The sequence below is a fragment of the Alteromonas sp. Mac1 genome (genome assembly GCF_001562125.1).
Lineage (GTDB): Bacteria > Pseudomonadota > Gammaproteobacteria > Enterobacterales > Alteromonadaceae > Alteromonas > Alteromonas stellipolaris.
On record NZ_CP013932.1, the window covers coordinates 4,608,260 to 4,631,310 of the forward strand.

The following is a 23,051-nucleotide window of genomic DNA, read 5'->3' on the forward strand; positions in this document are numbered from 1 at the left end:
TACATCACCACAATTTAGCGACTATTTTGCCTGTATTGCTTATCTCACTTTCACTTAACAACAGGCGGCGTTTCAAAGGTGTGATAGGGTGCAGGAGAAGGAATTTCCCACTCTAGTCCCTCAGCACCTTCCCACACTTGAGCAGATACTGGCTCACCTTGCTTCTTACAGGCCTTAATCAACAACGCTAAGAAGATAAGCTGCGACAACCCAAAGGCAAATCCACCTAGGCTTATCCATTTGTTAAAATCAGCAAATTGCAAGGCGTAGTCAGGAATACGACGTGGCATTCCTGCCAGACCCACAAAGTGCATAGGGAAGAACAGCACATTCACCGACACTAGTGAGCACCAGAAATGCCATTTTGCTAGCCCCGTGTGGTACATTTTTCCTGTCCACTTGGGTAACCAGTAATACACCGCAGCCATGATCGAGAAGATGGCACCGGTTACCAGCACGTAATGGAAGTGTGCGACCACGAAATAGGTGTCGTGGTATTGGAAATCGACGGGTACGATAGCCAGCATTAACCCTGACAGGCCCCCAATGGTAAACAATACGATAAACGCAATGGCAAACATCATGGGCATTTCAAAGGTAAGGGAGCCCCGCCACATAGTCGCCACCCAGTTGAAGACCTTCACGCCCGTTGGCACCGAAATAAGCATGGTGGCAAACATGAAGAACATTTCCATATACACCGGCATACCGGTAGTAAACATATGGTGAGCCCACACCACAAAAGACAGCAGCGCAATAGAGCCTGTGGCGTATACCATAGAGGCATAGCCAAACAGTTTCTTGCGGGAAAACGTAGGGACAATTTGAGAGATAATGCCAAAGGCTGGCAATATCATTATGTATACCTCGGGATGCCCAAAGAACCAGAATATATGCTGGAACATAACGGGGTCGCCGCCACCTGCTGCATCAAAAAAGCTGGTGCCAAAAAACTTATCCGTCAGCACCATGGTGACCGCCCCCGCCAACACCGGCATTACTGCAATAAGTAAGAAAGCAGTAATAAGCCAAGTCCAGACGAATAAAGGCATTTTCATCCATGTCATGCCAGGGGCACGCATGTTGAAAATGGTCACTATTACGTTAATCGCCCCCATGATGGATGAAATACCCATGATATGTACCGAGAACACAAACAAAGCCGTAGAGTCGCCACTGTAAGTGGTGGAAAGCGGTGCATAGAAGGTCCACCCAAATGCTGGGCCGCCGCCCTCTAAAAAGAGCGAACTAAGTAGGATCAGGAAGGCTCCGGGTAATATCCAGAAACTCCAGTTATTCATTCGCGGCAGGGCCATATCTGGTGCCCCTATCATCATTGGAATCAGCCAATTTGCTAGCCCTGTGAAGGCTGGCATTACTGCACCAAACACCATGATAAGACCATGTACAGTCGTCATTTGATTAAAGAAATTTGGCTCAACAATTTGTAATCCAGGCTGAAAAAGCTCAGCACGGATCACCATTGCCATGGCGCCGCCAATTAAAAACATGATAAAGGCGAACCATAAATACAAGGTGCCTATATCTTTATGGTTAGTGGTAAACAACCATCGAGTTATTCCTTTTGGAATATGGCTATGATGGTCATGATCTTCGTGATGCGCCGCGGTATCCGGCGCAATGACATCAGTTGCTTTACTCATTACGCACTCCTAGTTTCCATTTACGACAGCATTAACATCTTTGGCCTGCACCATATCGCCCGTATTATTGCCCCACGCATTTCGTTCGTAGGTCACCACAGCCGCAATGTCTTTTAGGCTTAACATTTTTCCGAACGCCTGCATCGCCGTGCCGGTTTTACCGTTCAACACAATATCGATATGTGCAGTTTGGTCTTCAAGTACCATTTCACTGCCCTTAAGCGCAGGAAATACACCGGGCAACCCTTCCCCATTAGGCATATGGCAAGCTGCACAGGTGGCGTTATAAACTCGCTTACCTTCCTTCATTAGTTCATCCATCGACATATTCATCGACAGTAAACGTTGCTCTTCTTCTTTCGCTTGGCGAGCGGCTTCTTCTTGCTCGTTCATCCACGCATCAAATTCGGCAGGTTCTTTTGCGATAACCACTACCGGCATAAAGCCATGATCTTTTCCGCAAAGCTCGGCGCACTGCCCGCGATAAATACCAGGCTCGTTCACCTTTGCCCAAGATTCATTAATAAACCCTGGATTAGCATCTTTTTTCACCGCAAAATCTGGAACCCACCAAGAGTGAATAACGTCATCTGAAGTAATAAGAAAGCGCACTTTTTGCCCTGTGGGGATCACCAGTGGACGGTCGACCTCAAGCAAATAATTCGTGCCTTTCTCGAATTTGTTTTCAATTTGTTCTCGCTGAGTCGCCATTAACGAATAGAACTCAACATCTCTGTCCATGTATCGGTAATGCCACTTCCACTGAGAACCTGTAACGACAACAGTAAGATCGGGCTCACTGGTATCTTCCATCGCAATAAGGGTTTTAGCGGCGGGAATAGCCATAAGAATAAGAATGATGAAAGGTACTACTGTCCACGCAATTTCAACTTTTACATTTTCATGGAAGTGAGCAGGCTTCGCTCCTCTGGATTTACGGTGTAAGTACATTGAGGTAAACATAACCCCAAAAACCACAACGGCAATGGCGATACAGATAAAGAACATCAACATATGAAGGTCGTACACTTGACCACTTATGTCGGTTGCGCCTCGACGTAAATTCATGGATGAGCCTTCACCTGTTGCTACATCCGCAAACAGCAGTGGTGAGGTAAGCAAAAGTGGCAGCCCGTAAAGCCACTTTGTCGCTTGTGTCGCCGCTTGTGTCGTTACTCGTTTCACTCAACACCTCCGTTATAACAGAAGCATTACCGCAATAAATGCGCTGCGCTTCTGGCAACTGATACCCGAAATCCAACTTTTAACTTAATTGCCCAGCTTTAGTTGTAAAGCAAAGTTGCAGCTATTGTTATTATTTTGTTAAATACAGTATAAGAATTGCTCAATAAAACGCACAAGTCTAGTCTTTTCTAAGAAAAAACAATTCCAGCGTTTAATTTTTAATCAAAAGTTGTAAGTAAGAGGAATGAATCACGCCACAGCGTATGGGCGTTATAAGGATAATTAATGTGGCCGTTTGAAACGCTCATTTTGAACGAAATCGACGAATATAAAGTGTAATAAGTTTCTTATAATCAAAAGGTAGTTACGTAATATTGAATGCTTTTCAAACAGAATAGATAACAGACATAGCGGTAGTTAGTACTATAAAAGATGACATAAATAGAAGATAAAATGTGGGAACCGGATCAACTGGCCTCTAAGGTATTTCTGAGGCTTAAACAAGATTATTGTGCAAGCAAGGTATGGTAAACATACAAAAAAGCGGCCTATAAGCCGCTTTCTTTACTAAATAGCTAAAAAGTTACATCCAATCGGCATTTCGAATAACACCAACGGCAATACCTTCAATAGAAAAAGGCTCTGAAGCTAAGTCGACCTTAATAGGAGAAAATTCATCATTTTCAGCATGAAGTAGCACTTCACGGCCACGCTTTTCAAGGCGTTTAACGGTAACGTCTTCATCGACACGTGCCACTACCACCTGCCCATTATGGACATCCGTAGTGCGGTGCACGGCTAACAAGTCACCATCAAGTATACCTATGTCTTTCATACTCATACCGCTTACACGAAGCAAGAAGTCGGCGTGAGGCTGAAATAGGGCAGGGTCGACCTTATAATGAGATTCTATATGCTCTTGCGCTAGAATAGGTTCGCCCGCAGCCACTCGGCCAATAAGAGGTAGCCCTTCTTCTTCAGGAGCTTCATCTTCAAGTGGGATATTCAATTTAATACCACGGGAAGTACCTGGAAGAATCTCGATGACACCTTTTCGGGCCAACGCTTTTAAATGTTCTTCAGCGGCATTCGCAGAGCGAAAACCTAAATGACGGGCAATTTCTGCACGGGTAGGCGGCATGCCAGTTTCGAGCATGGTTGTTTTTATCAGCTCGAGAACTTCTGTTTGTCTTGCTGTGAGTGGGCGCATAAAAGACCTGTCTGTCTATACAGTTCCTGTAAGTATATACACCTAAAAGGAAATGACAAGCACAAAGCTTTGCAAAGCATGTTTTTTATACTGACCTAACCACAACGCAAAAAGCGGCCATGAAGGCCGCTTTGTATATCACTACTATTTAGCGTGACTAAAACTTATATTGCAAACTCAAACGCGCATTAAGCGGCTCGCCGGTGGCAATATTGTTGTCGTTATGTGCTGACGGAAAATAATCTTCGTCGAATAGGTTTTCAACGTTTAGCTGAATTTTAACGTCTTCGCTATAGTCGTAATAAAGTGCAGCGTCTACGCGAACAAAGTCAGGTAGCTCAACCGTATTATTTAATGAAGCATACTGCTCAGATTGATAAATCACGCCTAATGCAACACGCCATTCATCATTTACTTCATACTGATTCCATAACGTCAGCATATGTTCTGGTAGCTGCGCTAAGTCGCGGTTCGCCAATGTGCCATCTACAATTCGACCCATTTCTTCGCCATCAAGGTTGCTGTAACCAGCATTGATTACCCAACGTTCTGAAAGTTTACCCACCACCTGCACTTCAAAACCTTTGGTTTCGGTACCGGTTAAAATAGACGCTTCCGGGTTGTTAGGATCTTGCGCTGTGCCGTTTTCACGTTCAACTTCAAATGCCGCTGCTGTCACGCTAAGCGAGTCAGATAAATTCCACTTCACGCCAATTTCTTTATTTTCAAACTCTTCAGCTTCTAGCGCTTGGCTTGTCAGCGACAGTGAAAGGAATTGATCACCTGAACGAGGTAAAAACGATTTGCTGTAACTTGCGTAAATCGATACTGATTCCGCTGGCTTGTAAATTAAGCCTGCACGCGGAGACACTTGTGAATCAGAACTTGATAGAAAACCGTTGTTGCCATCATCTGCACCGTCAGCCACTTCAATACTATCTACGACATCGATATCGAAGTTGTCGTAGCGAAGACCCGCTACCACGATCCAATTATCGTTAAGTTTAATTTCATCTTGAACAAACGCTGAGGTAAAGGTGACATCAGATGCACGATCTCTTACTGGGTCGGTCAGCGTCATTGAAGGAATTACTAGTGGGTCACTAAACACGAAGGATACTTGATCGTCTTGACTGTCTGCAAAAAACGCATCACGGCGAGCATTTTCTGTATCTTGGCTACCGTATTCCATTCCCGTCAACAAGGTATGGTTAATATCACCCGTGGCAAACTGCCCAATAAGGTTCAATTGAACCAACGTGTTCTCACGGGTTGTAGTATCACGATATCCGTCTAACGTGACTGTGCCTGCATCAGCATCAAAATTAACGGGGTACAAGTTTTGATAAGCTTTGTCATAGTCAGCAAACTGAACCGTACCGTTCAAGTTCCAATTTTGCGATAGTGAATGATCAACACGAATGCGGGCAATATGTGCTTCAAGGGTAGTATTGTTGAAGTCTGGATCACCAAAGTAGGTATCGTCATAGCCTTCCAGCGGCGCACCATCTAATGAAGGAATCCCCCTATCGACTAAACGGTCATCGTTTACGTATTCGTAAGATGCCACCACCGTAGTGTCGTCGTTAGCCATCCATGTATAGGTAGGGTTTAATGCGTAACGTTCACCATCTTTAAAATCACGGTGGTTATCAATGCTGTCGAACACACCATTAAAACGAAACGCATTGTTGGCATCTATGGCTTTATTGGTATCTACGCTAATAGAGCCAGCGCCAAAGGTATCAATACCTGCTGACAATGTGGTGAAGTCTTCCGCAGTACTGGCTACTTTAGTCACACGGTTAACCACGCCACCGCCGCCACCGCGTCCAAATAAAAGTGCGTTCGCACCACGTAATATTTCAACGCGTTCTAAATTATATAATGGGCGGAAGTACTGAACGTCGTCGCGAAGCCCATCAACAAAGAAATCGGCAGTAGTGTTCTGTCCACGAATAGTCACCTGATCGCGATGATCTTCACCCAGCCCAATGCTCACACCTGGCGTGTATTGCATAACATCGGCAATACTAAACAGTGCTTGTTCTGAAATTTGCTGTGCACTTACTACCGATACAGATTGTGGCACGTTAACCAATAGTGTTGGGGTTTTTACCGCTGTGGCGACTTGTTGACCAAAGAATGCGCCGCGTACTGTAATACGTTCAACGCTTTCATCTGATTCAGCTACAGTGTCTTGAGCCAAAACAGATGTGCCATAAAGTGCCAATAGAACAGCAGTAGAAATAGTTGCTTTACCAAGTTTCAAGCAAGTCTCCTCGAGTGATAATTCAAACAGTATTGAAAATGATAGATATTCTTATTTAGAGCGGATTCTAGTCATAATTGTTAATAATTAAAAGGTGTATTAATAAAAATTAAACTTTTGTTATAAATGAAAGCGTCAGTTTAACTAGACAGCCTGTTTAGACAGGAAATAGTGAATAGGCGCCTTACCTTTAATTGGGTTTACGCCGAGGTGACAAGTTTGGCATTAAGGCATAAAGTAACCTTTCTTTTATCTATCTTTAATCAGTGTATTTAATTCCGTCATGTTGCATTACCTCGACTATACCCCCGAGCTAGCCCCCCACTTTGACCGCATAAATAGAGAGTGGATCACCAAGATGTTTCGTTTAGAGAGCGTTGATGAGGCCGTTATTGGCAACCCTCAGCGTAATATTATCGATAAGGGTGGATACATTTGGTTTGCTGAACATCCCGATTTTGGCATTGTAGGCACATGCGCATTAATGAAAAAAGGGGAAGGGGTATTCGAACTTACTAAGATGGGTGTGGTCAGTGAAGCAAGAGGATTAAAAGTAGGCGAAGGCTTGTTGCAATATGTATTGAATAACGCCCCTGCCATTGCTTTTAATACATTATTTCTTTTAACGAATAAGAAGTGTGAGGCCGCTATTCATCTTTATAAGAAAAATGGCTTTGTTCATTGTGAAGAAATCATGCAAAAATTTGGTTGTTCTTATGAACGCTGTGACGTGGCTATGCATTACAAAGGCAATGCCACTAATTGATATGTAGGTAAAAACACGCTCAATCAATATGCTATGGCGACAATTTATACTAATGACTCTTTCAAACAGCCCCACGGCCTCTGCATGACATTGCACGAGATGTGGTACACTTCTCCCGTTTTAATTTCATAGGATTACAGAATTCATGTCGTGGATGCGAAAAGCCCTTTTGTCGCTATTTCATTATCCTGTTAAGTTGCTGGTTAAAGCCCACAGCATTCCCGTAAACGTAGAGACTGAGCTTGGCATTGATAAGTCGAAGCCCATCGTTTACTTGCTTCCAGCAAACTCGGTAACCGATCAATTAGCACTTAGAATGTCAACAGAAGCACTAGGTCTACCGAGCCCGACTGATACGCTTACGTTAGCGGGCAGAGAATACCCATCTACGCTGTTTCTGCGTAAAACCCAACCGATTTTTCGTTCACAAGCTGACGATACCGGTATTGAAGATGTATTTACTGACTTGTTTCATTTGCACAGAGACCATCATCAATTAGATCTTCAAGTGGTTCCGGTATTTGTAACTTGGGGCCGAGCGCCTGGGCGAGGTACGCCTGGATTAGCTGACCTTATTGCCGATAATGCCGCGCCAAGTTGGCTGAGAAAACTCTTTATCGTGATGTTTTTAGGCCGCGATAATTTTATCAATTACTCAAAAGCCGTTTCGGCTCGTGCCATGTCAAACCAACATGGTAGTGATAAAAGCATTGCGCACAAACTGGTGCGTGTAGCAAGCACTCACTTCCAGCGTAAGCGCCAGAGCATGACTGGCCCTACATTGTTAGAGCGCCAAGAGTTGAACAACAGTGTACTCGGTTCTGATGCCGTGCGCCGTGCTATGGCAGAAGAGTCTCGCAGTAAAAAAATTACCCATGAAGCGTCAAAAGACAGAGCACAATCGTACGTTACCGAAATAGCAGCTGATTATCGCGAAGGGTTAATTCGTTTTGGCGATCGACTGCTTACCCGTATTTGGAACAAAATTTACAATGGTATTAGTGTTGGCCACTCTGAACGTATTCGCGAATTAGCCGCTAACGGCCATGAGATTGTTTACGTGCCTTGTCATCGCAGTCACATGGATTACCTGTTGCTCACTTACGTGATTTATCATGAAGGCATGGTAACTCCCCATATTGCCGCGGGTATTAACTTAAATTTCTGGCCGGTTGGTAAAATTTTTCGTCGCGGCGGAGCCTTCTTCTTACGCCGTAGCTTTGCCGGGAACAAGTTGTATACCGCGGTATTCCGCGAGTACTTAGAGCTACTTTTCAACAAAGGCTATTCGGTAAAGTATTACCCTGAAGGTGGCCGTAGTCGCACTGGTCGACTTATCCCACCGAAAACAGGCATGCTTGCCATGACCATTCAAGCCATGCTGAAAGGTGTGAATAGACCCGTTAGCCTAGTACCAGTCTATATTGGTTACGAAAACGTGATGGAAGTGAAAAGCTACCTGAACGAGTTAAAGGGGACTAAGAAGCAAAAAGAATCTAACTGGCAAGTGTTCTCGGCCATCCGCAAGCTTAAAAACTACGGTCATGGCTATGTGAATTTTGGTGAGCCTATTCAGCTGAACCAATTTTTAGAAACCCATGTGCCAAACTGGCGCGACTGCCGTGATGCTGAGCCAGAGAAAAAGCCTGCATGGCTAACGCCGGCCGTAAACGAGTTGGCCAACAATGTCATGACACGTATTAATCGCGCAGCAGCGGTTAATGGCATGGCGTTAACATCGCTGTGTTTACTGTCGTCAAAAACACAAACTATGAGTGAGTCTGAGCTTAAACAAGCGATGGGCGACTTTATCAGTTTGTTCAAAAACGTGCCATTCAGTGCCGATGCCACCATTCCGGATGCCAGCGCGAAGGAATTGTTCGACGATACCTTAAAGCTTGGCAAGTTTGTGGTTGAGGAAGACGATTATGGTCGGTTAATCAGCCCCAAACCTAAGTCGGCGGTTTATCTCACCTACTATCGCAACAATATCTTGCACTTATTCGCATTGCCGGGATTAATTATGGCCTGTGTATTTGCTCATAAAGGCACAAGTAAAGCCACAGTATTCCAGTTAATTGCTGCGTTATACCCACTGCTTCAGCGCGAACTATTTTTACACTTATCTCAAGATGAAGCCCTTACACATACGGATGCGCTTATTGATGCATTAGTAGACCAAGGCCTTCTACGTATTAAAGATGGCGATTTACTTCCTCCTGATGCTCAGCAAAAACAGTTTCATTCAGCATGGTTGTTAAGCCGTTGTATGCAAGAAACCTTGCAGCGTTATGCGGTAGTACTGACTATTTTAGACAAAGAGAAAGTGATTAGTCGCGGTGCACTTGAACGCACCAGCCGCCAAGTGGCAGAACGCTTATCTACCCTTTATGGGCTAAGCTCACCTGAGTTTTACGATAAGAACGTGCTGTCTAGCTTTATTAGTGCGTTAAAAGATAACCATTGGTTAGACTCTACAGAAGATGGCAGTCTGAAATACTCTGAAGAGTGTGAAGCACTTCGGGAAGACGTGATGGCGCTAGTATGGCCTGAAATGACCCAGCATCTAGAGAACGTGGTATTGCATAACTAGCCTATACTTCGTCAGTGTGTTTGCAACTAGTTAGTAGTTACAGTGCTGCACACTGAAGAGACGGTTATCGATGCCACAAAAAAGCCGAAACGTTGAAATACAACGCTTCGGCTTTTTTATTAATTTGGAATACGCCTTACCTCGCCCCAAGGTAAGCCATGCTTAACTTGAAGCGAGGTAAAGCGAAAACGGTTTGCTCTTTACTTAGATGGTTGTGATAAAAAGAACTTATAGGCAGGATCTTGTGTTACTTCATCTACTTTGTAGCCAAGTTCAATAACATGCTCATTGAAAGCTTCTCTGCTTTCTGGCGCAATATCAAACCCAACCAACACTAAGCCTTCTGCCGCACCGTGGTTGCGGTAATGAAACAAGGTAATGTTCCAAGATTCACCCAAGGTATTTAAGAAGGTTAGCAATGCGCCAGGGCGCTCTGGGAATTCAAAACTGAACACTTGCTCGTTTAGAATGGCCGGTGGCCTTCCCCCTACCATGTGACGAACGTGCAGTTTGGCTAATTCGTTATTGGTTAAATTAAAGCACTGATAGCCTTTATCTTCTAAGTCGCTTTGCAGGCTTAAGAATTCTTGCTGACCGCCTTTTAATTTAACCCCTACAAAAATATGGGCTTCGTCGTCATTAGCATAACGATAGTTAAATTCAGTAATCGCCTTTGCGCCAACACATTCACAGAACTGCTTAAATGCCCCTTTGCGCTCAGGAATTTTCACCGCGAATACGGCTTCTTTTTGCTCGCCCAGTTCACAGCGTTCAGACACATAACGCAAAGTATGAAAGTTAATATTCGCGCCGCATAAAATGCCGCCTAGCTTCTTGCCGGTAAGGTCGTGCTGCTTGGCATACTTTCGAATGGCCGCCACAGACAAGGCCCCAGCAGGTTCAGCAATAACACGAGTGTCATCAAAAATATCTTTAATGGCACCGCATATTTCATCGTTGGTTACCGTCATGGTTTCATCAATTAGGCGATTACACAGCCTAAAGGTTTCCTGACCCATGACCTTAACGGCAACGCCATCGGCAAAAATGCCTACGTTATCAAGTGCAGCAGGTGCACCTTCTTTTTGCGCCAAGGCAAAACAGGCAGACTCTTCTGATTCAACGGCAACAATTTTAATCTCAGGCTTTAATTGCTTTAAGTAGACCGCAATACCAGCCGCTAAACCGCCACCGCCTACCGCAACAAATAAAATATCCAAGTTAGGGTTTTGTTCTAATAATTCACGCGCAACTGTACCTTGACCCGCAATAACGTCAGGATCATCAAACGGTGGCACAAAGGTATATCCATGCTCTTCGCACAGTGCTTTAGCGTGACCACTGGCTTGATCGAAGCTGGTGCCATGAAGAACAACGTTTACATGGTCGCCGCCAAAGCGGCGTACTGCATCCACTTTGATGTCAGGGGTGGTTTCAGGCATAACAATAGTTGCCTGAATACCCTTGCGCCTAGCACTGTACGCTAAACCTTGTGCGTGATTACCAGCTGAAGCACCGATAACGCCTGCTTTAAGCTGTGCTTCGCTTAACGAACTTATACGGTTGTAAGCGCCGCGTAACTTAAATGACTTAACGGGTTGCTGGTCTTCACGCTTTAAGAATATTTCATTGCCTAATTCGGCAGACAACAACGACATGTAAGAAAGCTCACTGCTTACGGCTACGTCGTAAACAGGGGCTAATAGAATTTTCTTTAAATAGTCGTGATCGCTAACGGTCATAGATTTTCCAGTTTCGATACATCACGTACTGCGCCTTTATCCGCACTGGTGGCCAATGCAGCAAAGGTTTTCAATGATGTTGATACTTCACGAACGCGATCTTTCGGGCGCCAAGGCTTTTCGCTGGCTTCCATTTTCGCGCGGCGCTCTGCTAGCTCTTCATCGCTAATAGCGATGTTGATGCTACGATTTGGAATATCAATTTCAATCTTATCGCCGTGCTCAACTAAACCAATACCACCGCCACTGGCAGCTTCTGGCGAGCAGTGACCAATCGACAGGCCACTAGTACCACCAGAGAAACGGCCATCAGTAACGAGCGCACAAGATTTACCTAAGCCTTTCGACTTCAAGTATGAAGTGGGGTATAGCATTTCTTGCATACCCGGTCCGCCGCGTGGGCCTTCGTAACGAATAAATACCACATCGCCTGCTTTAACATCGTCAGCCAAAATACCGGCTACGGCATCATCTTGGCTTTCGTAAATACGTGCAGTACCGGTGAACTTCAAAATCGAGTCGTCAACACCAGCGGTTTTAACAATACAGCCATCTTCTGCCACATTACCGTATAACACGGCTAGGCCACCTTCTTGGCTAAAGGCGTTTTCAACCGAGCGAATACAACCGTTTTCACGATCTGCATCTGCTTCATCCCAACGACAGCTTTGGCTGAACGCTTGGGTAGTACGAATACCAGCAGGGCCAGCGCGGAAAAATTTAATCGCATCGGTATTGTCTGGGTTAGTGATATCCCAATCGGCAATCACTTCTGTAAGCGACTTACCTAACACATGGTTTGCATCACCATGCAGTAAGCCACCTTTATTTAATTCATTCAAAATACCTAATACCCCACCAGCTCGGTGTACATCTTCCATATGGTATTTCGGGGTAGACGGTGCCACTTTACATAAGTGCGGAACCTTACGTGACAGTCTATCTATGTCGTTCATAGTGAAAGGTATTTCACCTTCCATTGCTGCTGCTAACAAATGCAAAATCGTGTTAGTTGAACCGCCCATGGCAATATCTAAGCTCATGGCATTTTCAAAGGCATTAAAGTTAGCAATGTTACGTGGCAATACGCTTTCATCATCGTCGCCATAGTAACGTTTACACAGCTCTACAATTTGTGAACCTGCTTTTTTGAACAAGTTTTCACGGTCTGCGTGTGTCGCTAGCATTGAACCATTACCCGGAAGCGATAAACCTAGCGCTTCGGTTAAGCAGTTCATTGAGTTTGCAGTAAACATACCTGAGCATGAACCACAGGTAGGGCATGCAGAACGTTCAATTTCGTCGGTATCAGAATCACTTACTTTATCGTCAGCAGCGGCCACCATGGCATCTACTAAGTCGAGTTTGATGATTTGATCAGAAAGCTTGGTTTTACCCGCCTCCATCGGACCGCCTGATACAAACACAACAGGTACATTTAAGCGCAATGACGCCATTAACATTCCTGGGGTGATTTTGTCGCAGTTTGAAATACATACAATGGCGTCGGCGCAGTGCGCGTTCACCATGTATTCTACTGCATCAGCAATAATTTCACGGGAAGGTAAGCTATAAAGCATGCCGCTGTGGCCCATAGCAATACCATCATCTACTGCGATAGTATTAAATTCTTTTGCTACACCACCCGCGGCTTCAACGCTTCGTGCGACTAATTGACCCATGTCTTTTAGATGCACATGCCCCGGCACAAACTGCGTGAAAGAGTTAGCAATAGCAATAATAGGTTTACCGAAATCAGAATCCTTCATTCCCGTAGCACGCCATAAAGCGCGTGCGCCGGCCATATTTCTACCTTGCGTAGTCGTTGCAGATCGTAACTTGGGCATAAAATCCTTCCCGTTTAATAAATAGCTAAATTAATTACTTGTAAACCGGTGTTAACCAGTTCCATTTGTCTTCAGTAGTACCGTTGAAAAGACCGAAGAACATATCTTGTACTTCTTTGGTGATTGGGCCACGGCCGCCCGCACCTACTTCAATGCCATCTACACTGCGTACTGGCGTTACTTCTGCCGCTGTACCACACATGAAGACTTCATCTGCTAAGTACATAGCTTCACGAGGAATATTTTCTTCGCGAACTTCGTAACCTTTATCTCTAAGTAGCGTCATACACGTATCACGAGTGATACCAGGAAGAATGGCTGCAGTTTTAGGCGTGGTAATCACAATGCCGTCACGAATAACAAAAATGTTTTCGCCCGCACCTTCGCTGATATAACCGTTAGTATCAAGGGCAATACCTTCTCCGTAGCCATGACGACGCGCTTCCATCGAAATAAGTTGTGAAGATAAGTAGTTACCACCGGCTTTAGCGCCAGTAGGCATAGTGTTAGCGGCTAAGCGGTTCCAAGAAGAAATACCAGCATCTACACCATTTTTAAGGGCTTCTTCACCTAAGTAAGCGCCCCATTCAAATGCAGCAATGGCAACTTCAGCTTCCGTACCAAAAGGCACTTGAAGTCCCATACCAATATCACCGTAAAACGCGATAGGGCGAATGTACGCTGATTTCAATTTGTTCTCACGAATGATATCAAGGGTAGCTTGGTTTATTTGATCTAACGTGTATGGAATGGTCATACGATAAATTTTCGCTGAATCGAACAAGCGACGGTTGTGATCGTTTAAACGAAAAACACAAGTACCTTGATCCGGCGTGTCGTATGCACGCACACCTTCAAATACAGACGAACCATAATGAATAGCATGCGTCATTACGTGAACAGTAGCGTCTTTCCAATGTTTCAATTCGCCATTAAACCAAATATGTTCGGCAGGTTGCTTAGCCATGAGTAATCCTTCAAAAATTGAGCGTAAAGCCCGAACCGCGTTTTGCGGAAATATTAATACCGAGACGAATGATACATGACAGTGCGCGAGCGCCCAATACGCTGGATGCAATACGCGACGCGCGGACACATAAATTTACGCATCTGTGCTTTATCACTGACATTGAAACACTGTCGTTTGTCGTGAAAACAAAGGACATCAGATAAAAACAATAAGCTTATGCTATTGAATTTACAGATTTAATTGACGAGCAACACCCAGTTCCTTGGATGAATGCTAAAATGAATGGTTGTACGATAGGGCTATGGCTTTTTCACCCCAATTAAACGTGAATTGGCCGTTACACGATTAATATGCGCAAAGAAATAGCATGAAACCGCCGCCGAAATCAAGTATTTTGCGGTTCAAACGCTATTTTCGTCAGATAAAAAGGGTATCGCAATACAATGGTAGACTGGTTTCACTGGTTAAATTTAGCAGGGGTAGCCGTGTGTGCTATTTCTGGCACCCTGATGGCGTACCAAAAACGGATGGACGGGTTTGGCGTTATTGTATTGGCAAGTGCCACTGCTATAGGAGGTGGAACACTGCGCGACATGATGCTGGATGTCCCTGTATTCTGGATTGCCGACAACGATTATCTTTACACTACCTTGATTGCTGCCTTCATTCCTATTATCTGGTTACGATTGAGCCCACGCTTTCCTTATCATTATCTTCTTATTGCTGACGCCTTTGGATTAGCACTGTTTAATGTAGTAGGTATTGAAAAAGCCTTAGCCAATGACACAGGTATTGCAGTAGCCATTGCCATGGGCACCATTACAGGGGTTTTTGGTGGTCTATTACGTGATGTTATATGTAGAGAAGTGCCGTTGGTATTAGGCGGGGAACTCTACGCGACGACCTGCATTGTTGGCGGGATGGCCTATGGCTTAGCCATGTACTTAGGCTTTGAGGCTCAGTGGTGCGGTGCAGTTGCACTTGTATCCACGGTATTACTGCGCCTAGGAGCCTTACGCTGGCACTGGGAAATGCCGGTCTTTTATAACGAAAATTAGTCCTTCTTCTTGTCCTAAGTACAGTTTCAGCTATTACCATGCTCACTTAAAGTATTCATCCCAAAGTACTTTCTTCTAGAGCGACATTATATGAGCATGGCAGTAGTTAAAACCTTTGCGGGGCAGGGCGTAGCAGCCCCCGAGGTGTCGGTAGAAATTCACTTGGCTAATGGCCTGCCGGCGTTTCAGCTGGTTGGTATGGCGGAAACCAGTGTAAAAGAAGCTCGAGAGCGGGTGCGTAGTGCACTCATTAATAGTGGTTTCGATTTTCCGGCAAAGCGTATTACCGTTAATTTGGCCCCTGCTGATATTCCTAAATACGGCGGCCGCTTCGATTTGCCCATTGCGGTAGGTATTTTGGTAGCGTCAGGCTACCTTCCCGACACCAGCGTCCTCAACATTGCCTTTGTGGGCGAACTTGGCTTAAACGGTGAAATTAAGCCAGTAAGCGGGCTTGTTCCTGTTTTAATTGCAGCTGCTGACGATGACACACCACTTGTTTTTCCGGGTGTTAACGATGTTGAGGCCTCGTTAGTCTCTTATGCTACGCGCTACCCAGCGTTTGATCTTCTGTCTGTTTACGAGCATTTGGCGAATAATAAAAAACTCAATAAAGGCCAACCCTTTACCCCTTGTGCCTCCTCATCTAGCAGTATGGGCTGGGATGATATTATTGGCCAAACCCAAGCTAAACGTGCACTAACCATTGCCGCAGCAGGTAGCCATAACCTGCTAATGGTAGGCCCACAAGGTACAGGCAAAAGCTTACTGGCCAGTAGGTTACTTGCACTATTACCCCCCATGACTGAACAGGAGGCGCTGGAAGTTGCCTCCATCCATTCTGTAAAAGGGGAAAATTTAAATGTGGAGCGATTTTTAAAGCGCCATATGCGCAGCCCACACCATACTAGCTCTGCTGTAGCGCTTACCGGCGGTGGCTCGCAACCCGTACCTGGCGAAATATCGTTAGCTCACAATGGCGTATTATTTTTAGACGAATTACCCGAGTTTGGCCGCCGCGCATTAGATGTACTTAGAGAGCCTTTAGAAACGGGAGATGTACATATATCACGCGCAATGGCGAGCGCTACCTACCCTGCTAATTTTCAATTAATAGCGGCTATGAACCCCAGTCCAACTGGTGATATAGACGACAACCGCTTAACCCCACAACAGCAGTTAAGTTACCTAAATCGGTTGTCGGGCCCCCTACTGGACAGAATAGACATACAAGTAGAGGTGCCAAGGCTAGCCAGTTACGACTTATCGCCACCGGTAAACTCTGCGTCTGATTCCATGTTAGAGGCTAGGGATAGGGTATTACGGGCAAGGGAAGTTCAGCTTCTTCGACAGGGTAAGCCAAATTCACAGTTAAATGCAGGTGAGCTTGCTGATTTATGCCAATTAACCGATACAGATTTACACTTTTTACAAGCGGCCGCTAAGCAATTGAATTTATCGATGCGGGTGTTCCACCGCACCCTTAAAGTTGCAAGAACGTTAGCAGATTTATCTGAAGCGCCTACGGTTACTCGCGCTCATTTAGCCGAAGCCCTAGGATATCGCGCATTGGATACCTTAATTAAGCAACTTAGTAGTCAGTAATGTCATGAGTGATAATCGGTTAACAACAAGCCTGAAAGCTTAAGCCACAATGCTTGGCATGATTGCAGTCTAAATGGCTTTAGGCCTTATCATTAATAGGTTAGGGCGCCATTTCTAACTGTAAAAATGCGTTTATAAGTGGCTCGTTTTGCTTATCCTGCAAACAGCATAAGCCCAATCCATAGGGCTCAATGTCATCTACCGGAATTTGGGTAACCAAACTTGCCATACTGGAATGATCGAGCACCACTTTGGGCACAAAGCCAACACCACACTCTAACGCTACCATGCTAACGATAGCTTCATTTCCTCCTACCGATGCATACACGTTCGGCCGAATACCATGCTCTGCAAACCAGTGGTAGGCAATGCGTCTGGTGGGACCATGCTCTGGCATGATCACATGATGTTTAGTCCAATCTACCTGCGTCAATTGGGTCAATCGCCAGTCTCGTGGTGCAATCAGTACCAATGGCACGTTGTCTAATGGAGAGAAGTGCAAATCCGTAGGTAAATCAGGTGTATAAATCGCTATCGATAAGTCGCATTCTTTCTGCTTTACTTTATCTATGGCTAATGCGGGATCGCCAGTAATTAAACGAATATCCACGCCTGGGTGCTGGGCCCTAAACTGACGTAATATGGCGGGTAAATGGCTTTGACTTGCCGTTACAGAGCAAAACAAACTTATCTCGCCTTGCAAAGAATTACTGTCTTCTCGTAAGTCTACCTTCAATTGTTGCCAGTCTTTTAAGGCTTGAGTAGAGAAAGACAACAATTTATGCCCGCTATGGGTGAGTGCCACTTTCCGATTATCGCGCTTAAACAAAGTACAACCCAATTCATCCTCTAGCCTTTGTATAACGCGGCTTAGGGTAGAAGGCGATACGTACATAGCTTGCGCAGTATCACCAAAATGTAGGCTTGTGGCGAGATGCGTAAACAGTTGAAGGCTACGAAAATCCATAGTGTTTCACTTATTGCAATATTATCTTGCAAATATATCATTTTCCAAAACAAAAGAAATCCCTTAATCTGCGTAGCAAGTCGTCATAGACGAGGTCGTCAACGCCACGGTTGGTTGTTGATAATGACGAAAATGAATGTTGTTCGGAATTTTTATGGCTAATTATTTCAATACCCTATCGCTACGCCAGCAGCTAGATCAGCTTGGCCGCTGCCGCTTCATGGCACGCGAAGAATTCGCTGACGGTTGTCAGTTCTTAAAAGGCAAAAAGATTGTCATTGTAGGCTGCGGTGCTCAAGGTCTTAACCAAGGCTTGAACATGCGTGACTCTGGGTTAGATGTTTCTTATGCGCTGCGTCAAGCAGCCATTGAAGAGCAACGTGACTCTTACAAACGTGCTACTAGCAATGGTTTTACCGTTGGCACATATCAGGAACTAATTCCTAGTGCTGACTTGGTGTACAACCTAACACCTGACAAGCAGCATGCAAGCGTTGTAGAAGCGGTTATGCCGTTAATGCAAAAAGGCGCAACACTTGGATACTCACATGGTTTCAACATTGTTGAAGAAGGCCAGCAAATCCGTAGCGATATTACGGTAGTGATGTGTGCACCTAAGTGCCCAGGTACAGAAGTACGTGAAGAATATAAGCGTGGTTTCGGTGTACCAACATTGATTGCTGTTCACCCTGAGAACGACCCTGAAAACAAGGGTTGGGATACCGCTAAAGCATTAGCGAGTGCAACAGGTGGCGATCGTGCCGGTGTACTTGAGTCTTCGTTTGTAGCTGAAGTTAAATCTGACCTTATGGGCGAGCAAACCATTTTATGTGGTATGCAACAAGTTGCTGCAGTACTTGCCTTTGAGAAAATGACCGCTGACGGCATTGACGCAGCGTATGCTGGTGCACTTATTCAGTTTGGCTTAGAAGCAGTCACTGAAGCACTTAAAATTGGTGGCGTAACCAACATGATGGACCGCCTATCAAACCCAGCTAAAGTGAAAGCGTACGATTTGTCAGAGCAACTAACTGACCTGCTTCGCCCACTGTTTGAAAAGCATCAAGACGACATCATTAGCGGTGAGTTCTCTCGCACTATGATGGAAGATTGGGCAAACGGCGATGCGAACCTACTTAGATGGCGCGAAGAAACTGGTGAAACTGGTTTTGAAAACGCACCTGTCTATGAAGGTGAAATCAGCGAGCAAGAATTCTTTGACCACGGCATCCTTTTAGTTGCCATGATCAAGTGCGGTGTAGAAGTGGCCTTCGACGTAATGGTTGAAGCGGGTATCTTGCCTGAGTCGGCTTACTACGAATCACTGCATGAAACACCACTTATCTCGAATACCATCGCTCGTAAGCGTTTGTATGAAATGAATGTGGTAATTTCAGACACAGCAGAATATGGAAACTACTTGTTTGCGAATGCAGCAATTCCAATTTTGCGTGAGAAATTTATGCCTACTATCGATACTTCAGTTATTGGTAAGGGATTGTCAGAAACCTCTAATCAGGTTGAAAACAAGCGCCTTGTTGATATTAACGAAGCTATCCGCACTCACGGTGTTGAGCAAGTAGGTAAAACCCTGCGTGGCTACATGACTGACATGAAAGCCATCATCGGTTAGGACAGTTTCTGTCGTTAGGTGCTTTATATAAGCCCTCTTGCCCGACCAATTTGGTCGGGCTTTTTTATGCCTACTCGTTTTTACCTATTCCCCACATTCGCGAACCCGCTCTGCATATCTCACCGCAAAGTAAGCCAACACAAAGAAGACAAAAAAGCCCACGCCTATGGGGTATAAATTGCCATCTAAAAAGCTATCTACGAACAGCGCAATAGGCACAGAAAATAGGCTGGAAAGGGAGCCAATAATCGCGGCTCCAAGCCCTGCCATGTCGCCTAATGGCTGCATAGCAAGTGCGTTCAAATTACCAAATAAAATTCCCACAAAAAAGAAACCGACGAACATGGTAATAACGGTAAGCACAAGTGGCGGCAACCCATCGTAAGCGAACAATAAAGCAAGATAGACAACAGCAAATCCGTTAACGCCTTTAAGCGCAAAGCGACATAAACGGCGCATGCCGAATTTCATCACCATGGTGCCATTGAAGTAAGACGCTAAACCAATAGAGAAAGCCAAAACAGCAAATATGTAAGGAAACAAATCGCCCACACCGTAGTACACCTGGAAAATGGTTTGTGAAGCACTTAAATACGCGAGAAACGAACCAAAAATTCCGGCCATTGCAAAGGTGTATCCCATCACTGTTGCATGAGTGAGGATGAATTTTGATGACAAGTAAAACTGCTTAAATGAAAACGGCCTGCGTTTATGCCTAGGTAAGGTTTCCCCTTGCCTGCTGAAAAACCATGTACCCGCTAATGTTGCCACAATTAAAAATAGGGTGAATATATGAAACCACCCGAAAAAGGTCATTACAGCCTGTCCCACCATGGGCGCTATCATCGGCACAAGGATGAACACCATCATGATAAATGACATCACTCGAGCCATCGCATCACCCACGTAAAGGTCACGAATAATCGCCATAGCAGCAATGCGAGGCCCCGACACCCCAAAAGCTTGTATCACACGCCCAACCAACATAGTTTCTAAATTAGTGGCCGACATGCATACAAACGTACCAATCGCGAATACAAACAAGCCAATTAAAATAGTGAGCCGTCTTCCACGACTATCCGCAAATGGACCAAAAAACATCTGCCCGAAGGCCATTCCCATAAAGAATACGGTCACAATAAGATGAGTGTGATGGGGTTCGTCAACGTTCAACGTATCGCCTATTTGCAACAGTGCAGGCAGCATAGCGTCAATGCTTAACGCCACCAACGATGTCATGGTAGCCATCAGTGCGACAAATTCAATTAACCCTAAAGGGGGCTTTCCTTGAGGCTGGCCAGCATTAGGCGCGGTCTCGCTTGAATGGGACATAATTTCTCTATTTAACGAAGAAGGGGATAGTACTTGTGTTGCTCAGTGTGATGATTGACGCGTTAGTGCATCAAAATTGCACGCTGAATGGGCAGAAGTGTAACGTAAAGATGAACAAAAAGCCGCCAGTTTCACGCTATTTGGTCGTGGAACTTGGCGGCTCTGGCTGTTTTTGAAAAACCGCAAAAAGCCCGGCTTACTCTGTTTTCAAATACTTATTTAAAAATGCATCCATTTCAGCAAAGAAGCGATGACGGTTACCTTGGATTGACAAGTAGTGATCACCCGACTCTAACTCAACATATTTAAAGGTCTTATCTAAATCTTCAAGTTCATCAGCCATGTAGCGACTTTGTAACGGTCTAACTATGCGATCTTCTTCACCATGCACCAGTAGAATCGGCGTTTTTATCCCTTCTGCATTGTAATAAGGAGAACGCGATTCTAAGTCATCGAAGTCGTCACCAATTTGATCTTTTACCAAGTCTGAATTTACGAAGCGTCTGGCGTGGATAACGATATGCTTTAATGAACTCACACCGGCAAAGCTTATTGCACATTGAAACAAATCAGGCGTTTTCACCGCCGCCATTAACGCAGCGTAGCCGCCGTAACTCGCGCCAACAATACACATATTGTCTTTGGTGGCATAACCTTGCTCAACCATCCAGTTTGCTGCATCTGTGATGTCATCTTGCATCGACAGCCCCCAGCTTTTCATCTGGCTTTGCGCGAAGTCGAAACCATAACCTTCCGAGCCTCTAAAGTTGGGGCGAAGCACCGCGTAGCCCTTATTGGTAAAGTACGAGGTCCAGTAATCGAAACCACTAAAATCTCGCGCACCGGGCCCACCATGAGGGTGAATAATCGTAGGGAACGGCCCTTCTCCTTTCGGCAAGGTTAAGTAAGCTTCAATTTCAATATCATCACGGGCAGTGTAAGTGATTAGGTTATGCTCAGTCAGCATGCCTTCTTCAATTTTAGGATACTGCTGAAACAAGAAATCTAATGAACCTTTTTCACGGTCACCAATGAAATAGGCGCCAGGCATAGTGTCTGACTCAGAATAAACAATATATTTTTTCTCATCACGGCTAAAGCTAACGAGTGTATTGGAATAGTCGACCAACGCTTCGTCTAAGCCATTTTGAAGTGCGACATAACGCTCGTCCCAGTAATGTCTACCAAGGTGACGAATACCAATAGCATCGTTGGTAACAGGAGAGTAGATCAAACTGCCATTTACGTCATAACCTTCATCAGAGAAAATTTCTGTATGCTCGTTGGTCTCAAGGTTTAACGTAAACAAGGCTTTGTAGTCTCCCTTATAACCTTGATAGTAGAGAATGTTGGGATCGAGACCGAACCCTAGAGGCATTTGTCCTTTTTCAGTCATGGCATTGTAACTAAACAGGGTTCGCCAACTGTCACCTTCTTTAAGTAATACGTGACGCTCACCGCTGTCATAGTCAAGTGTGATACCTACTCGAACATTGTGCTGTCTATCAACGACCCAATCTCTAATACTACGCTTCCCACGCTCTAACCTCGAAGTGCTGCCAGTATAGACATTCACTTTAAATACAGAAGGAAGGGCAAAAACTTCCACATCGATGGCCATTAAGATGTGTTCAGGATCGTCCGGTAGCCAATCAATCACATTATCTTGAAATTGGGGAACACGATTAGGGTCAGCGGCTCTTCGCTTAAGTCTTCGCCAATCTAGAAGGTGTTTAGGCTTTTCACCTTGCGCATCAAAATTCATAGCAAGTAGACGGGTGTCATAGACCCGCGTATTGCCGCGACGGCTTTCATAACGAGCGCTAACCACTATTCGCTCATCGTTAACCCACCGGTACCAATTAATTTTAACCTTCTCGTTGTCTGAGTGAAGAAGGTAATGAATTTTACCTGTAGTCAGGTCAAACGTGGCCAAAACCGATAGTTCATCTGGCTCGTTAACGTTCTTCACAAACGCTATTTTATCGCCTTTAGGCGATAAGGCGGGCATTCGATAAGCCGGTAGGGCACTAAATACGGTATAAGGCAGGGGCGCTGAGACATTTTCTACAGGCTCTGCGGTATTTTCGTCACTTAGCGCACAAACGCTTACTAAGCTGAAGAAAAATAGGACAACTAAAGAAGTAACTGAATGGATACACGAGAAAAAACGACAGCGCATATATTTTCCTTTGCTTATTAACAAC

General features: G+C 44.9%; 15 protein-coding genes. 5 read left to right on the top strand and 10 right to left on the bottom strand.

Going from position 1 to position 23,051, the window contains the following annotated elements:
* Positions 1-50: 50 nt before the first annotated feature.
* The 4 genes from ctaD to AV939_RS19585 all read right to left on the bottom strand — a co-directional run bounded on the left by ctaD (position 51) and on the right by AV939_RS19585 (position 6,331).
* Positions 51-1,664, bottom strand: coding sequence for a cytochrome c oxidase subunit I (ctaD, locus tag AV939_RS19570; RefSeq protein ID WP_057795166.1), 1,614 nt, complete (start codon positions 1,662-1,664; stop codon positions 51-53).
* A gap of 9 nt (positions 1,665-1,673) precedes the next feature.
* Positions 1,674-2,849, bottom strand: coding sequence for a cytochrome c oxidase subunit II (coxB, locus tag AV939_RS19575; RefSeq protein ID WP_434800252.1), 1,176 nt, complete (start codon positions 2,847-2,849; stop codon positions 1,674-1,676).
* Between the two features lie 583 nt (positions 2,850-3,432).
* Positions 3,433-4,059: a transcriptional repressor LexA gene (gene lexA / locus AV939_RS19580; RefSeq protein ID WP_057795164.1), complete on the bottom strand. Its 627-nt coding sequence runs from the start codon at positions 4,057-4,059 to the stop codon at positions 3,433-3,435.
* Positions 4,060-4,216: 157 nt separating this feature from the next.
* Positions 4,217-6,331: a TonB-dependent receptor gene (locus AV939_RS19585; RefSeq protein WP_057795162.1), complete on the bottom strand. Its 2,115-nt coding sequence runs from the start codon at positions 6,329-6,331 to the stop codon at positions 4,217-4,219.
* A 358-nt stretch (positions 6,332-6,689) separates the two neighbouring features.
* On the opposite strand from AV939_RS19585, the gene AV939_RS19590 reads away from it, so the two are divergent.
* Together AV939_RS19590 and plsB are read left to right on the top strand one after the other, a co-directional pair.
* Complete coding sequence (locus AV939_RS19590) at positions 6,690-7,097, top strand: GNAT family N-acetyltransferase (protein WP_082605008.1); 408 nt, start codon at positions 6,690-6,692, stop codon at positions 7,095-7,097.
* Positions 7,098-7,242: 145 nt separating this feature from the next.
* Positions 7,243-9,690, top strand: coding sequence for a glycerol-3-phosphate 1-O-acyltransferase PlsB (plsB, locus tag AV939_RS19595; protein ID WP_057795158.1), 2,448 nt, complete (start codon positions 7,243-7,245; stop codon positions 9,688-9,690).
* Between the two features lie 200 nt (positions 9,691-9,890).
* Here plsB and ilvA read toward each other — a convergent pair whose 3' ends face one another.
* Genes ilvA through AV939_RS19610 form a run of 3 tightly spaced genes read right to left on the bottom strand, consistent with a single transcriptional unit; the run spans position 9,891 to position 14,246 of the window.
* A complete protein-coding gene (gene ilvA, locus AV939_RS19600; protein ID WP_057795156.1) occupies positions 9,891-11,432 on the bottom strand; it encodes a threonine ammonia-lyase, biosynthetic in 1,542 nt (513 codons plus the stop codon).
* A complete protein-coding gene (gene ilvD / locus AV939_RS19605; protein WP_057795154.1) occupies positions 11,429-13,279 on the bottom strand; it encodes a dihydroxy-acid dehydratase in 1,851 nt (616 codons plus the stop codon). Before ilvD ends, ilvA begins: the two co-directional genes overlap by 4 nt.
* A 34-nt stretch (positions 13,280-13,313) precedes the next feature.
* Positions 13,314-14,246 carry a branched-chain amino acid transaminase gene (locus AV939_RS19610; protein ID WP_057795152.1) on the bottom strand — a complete coding sequence of 311 codons (933 nt, stop codon included), beginning with the start codon at positions 14,244-14,246 and terminating at the stop codon, positions 13,314-13,316.
* Between the two features lie 446 nt (positions 14,247-14,692).
* On the opposite strand from AV939_RS19610, the gene AV939_RS19615 reads away from it, so the two are divergent.
* Together AV939_RS19615 and AV939_RS19620 are read left to right on the top strand one after the other, a co-directional pair.
* Positions 14,693-15,307 (top strand): trimeric intracellular cation channel family protein, encoded by a 615-nt coding sequence (locus tag AV939_RS19615; protein WP_057795149.1) that lies wholly within the window; start codon positions 14,693-14,695, stop codon positions 15,305-15,307.
* Positions 15,308-15,397: 90 nt separating this feature from the next.
* Positions 15,398-16,912: a YifB family Mg chelatase-like AAA ATPase gene (locus AV939_RS19620; RefSeq protein ID WP_057795147.1), complete on the top strand. Its 1,515-nt coding sequence runs from the start codon at positions 15,398-15,400 to the stop codon at positions 16,910-16,912.
* A 100-nt stretch (positions 16,913-17,012) separates the two neighbouring features.
* Here the strand turns inward: AV939_RS19620 and ilvY are convergent, their stop codons facing one another.
* Positions 17,013-17,879 (bottom strand): HTH-type transcriptional activator IlvY, encoded by an 867-nt coding sequence (gene ilvY, locus AV939_RS19625; RefSeq protein ID WP_057795145.1) that lies wholly within the window; start codon positions 17,877-17,879, stop codon positions 17,013-17,015.
* 154 nt (positions 17,880-18,033) lie between these two features.
* On the opposite strand from ilvY, the gene ilvC reads away from it, so the two are divergent.
* Positions 18,034-19,512: a ketol-acid reductoisomerase gene (gene ilvC, locus AV939_RS19630; protein ID WP_013786748.1), complete on the top strand. Its 1,479-nt coding sequence runs from the start codon at positions 18,034-18,036 to the stop codon at positions 19,510-19,512.
* Between the two features lie 84 nt (positions 19,513-19,596).
* Here ilvC and AV939_RS19635 read toward each other — a convergent pair whose 3' ends face one another.
* Together AV939_RS19635 and AV939_RS19640 are read right to left on the bottom strand one after the other, a co-directional pair.
* Positions 19,597-20,844, bottom strand: coding sequence for a multidrug effflux MFS transporter (locus tag AV939_RS19635; protein ID WP_057795143.1), 1,248 nt, complete (start codon positions 20,842-20,844; stop codon positions 19,597-19,599).
* A gap of 196 nt (positions 20,845-21,040) precedes the next feature.
* Positions 21,041-23,026, bottom strand: a complete 1,986-nt coding sequence (locus AV939_RS19640; protein WP_057795141.1) for an alpha/beta hydrolase family protein — start codon at positions 23,024-23,026, stop codon at positions 21,041-21,043.
* Positions 23,027-23,051: the final 25 nt, after the last annotated feature.

Bases quoted from the DNA above. Each gene is read 5' to 3' on its own strand.
- plsB (WP_057795158.1), top strand. From the start codon at position 7,243: ATGTCGTGGATGCGAAAAGCCCTTTTGTCGCTATTTCATTATCCTGTT.
- AV939_RS19620 (WP_057795147.1), top strand. From the start codon at position 15,398: ATGAGCATGGCAGTAGTTAAAACCTTTGCGGGGCAGGGCGTAGCAGCC.
- AV939_RS19610 (WP_057795152.1), bottom strand. From the start codon at position 14,246: ATGGCTAAGCAACCTGCCGAACATATTTGGTTTAATGGCGAATTGAAA.
- ilvC (WP_013786748.1), top strand. From the start codon at position 18,034: ATGGCTAATTATTTCAATACCCTATCGCTACGCCAGCAGCTAGATCAG.
- AV939_RS19590 (WP_082605008.1), top strand. From the start codon at position 6,690: ATGTTTCGTTTAGAGAGCGTTGATGAGGCCGTTATTGGCAACCCTCAG.
- lexA (WP_057795164.1), bottom strand. From the start codon at position 4,059: ATGCGCCCACTCACAGCAAGACAAACAGAAGTTCTCGAGCTGATAAAA.
- ctaD (WP_057795166.1), bottom strand. From the start codon at position 1,664: ATGAGTAAAGCAACTGATGTCATTGCGCCGGATACCGCGGCGCATCAC.
- AV939_RS19635 (WP_057795143.1), bottom strand. From the start codon at position 20,844: ATGTCCCATTCAAGCGAGACCGCGCCTAATGCTGGCCAGCCTCAAGGA.
- ilvA (WP_057795156.1), bottom strand. From the start codon at position 11,432: ATGACCGTTAGCGATCACGACTATTTAAAGAAAATTCTATTAGCCCCT.
- ilvD (WP_057795154.1), bottom strand. From the start codon at position 13,279: ATGCCCAAGTTACGATCTGCAACGACTACGCAAGGTAGAAATATGGCC.
- ilvY (WP_057795145.1), bottom strand. From the start codon at position 17,879: ATGGATTTTCGTAGCCTTCAACTGTTTACGCATCTCGCCACAAGCCTA.
- AV939_RS19640 (WP_057795141.1), bottom strand. From the start codon at position 23,026: ATGCGCTGTCGTTTTTTCTCGTGTATCCATTCAGTTACTTCTTTAGTT.
- AV939_RS19615 (WP_057795149.1), top strand. From the start codon at position 14,693: ATGGTAGACTGGTTTCACTGGTTAAATTTAGCAGGGGTAGCCGTGTGT.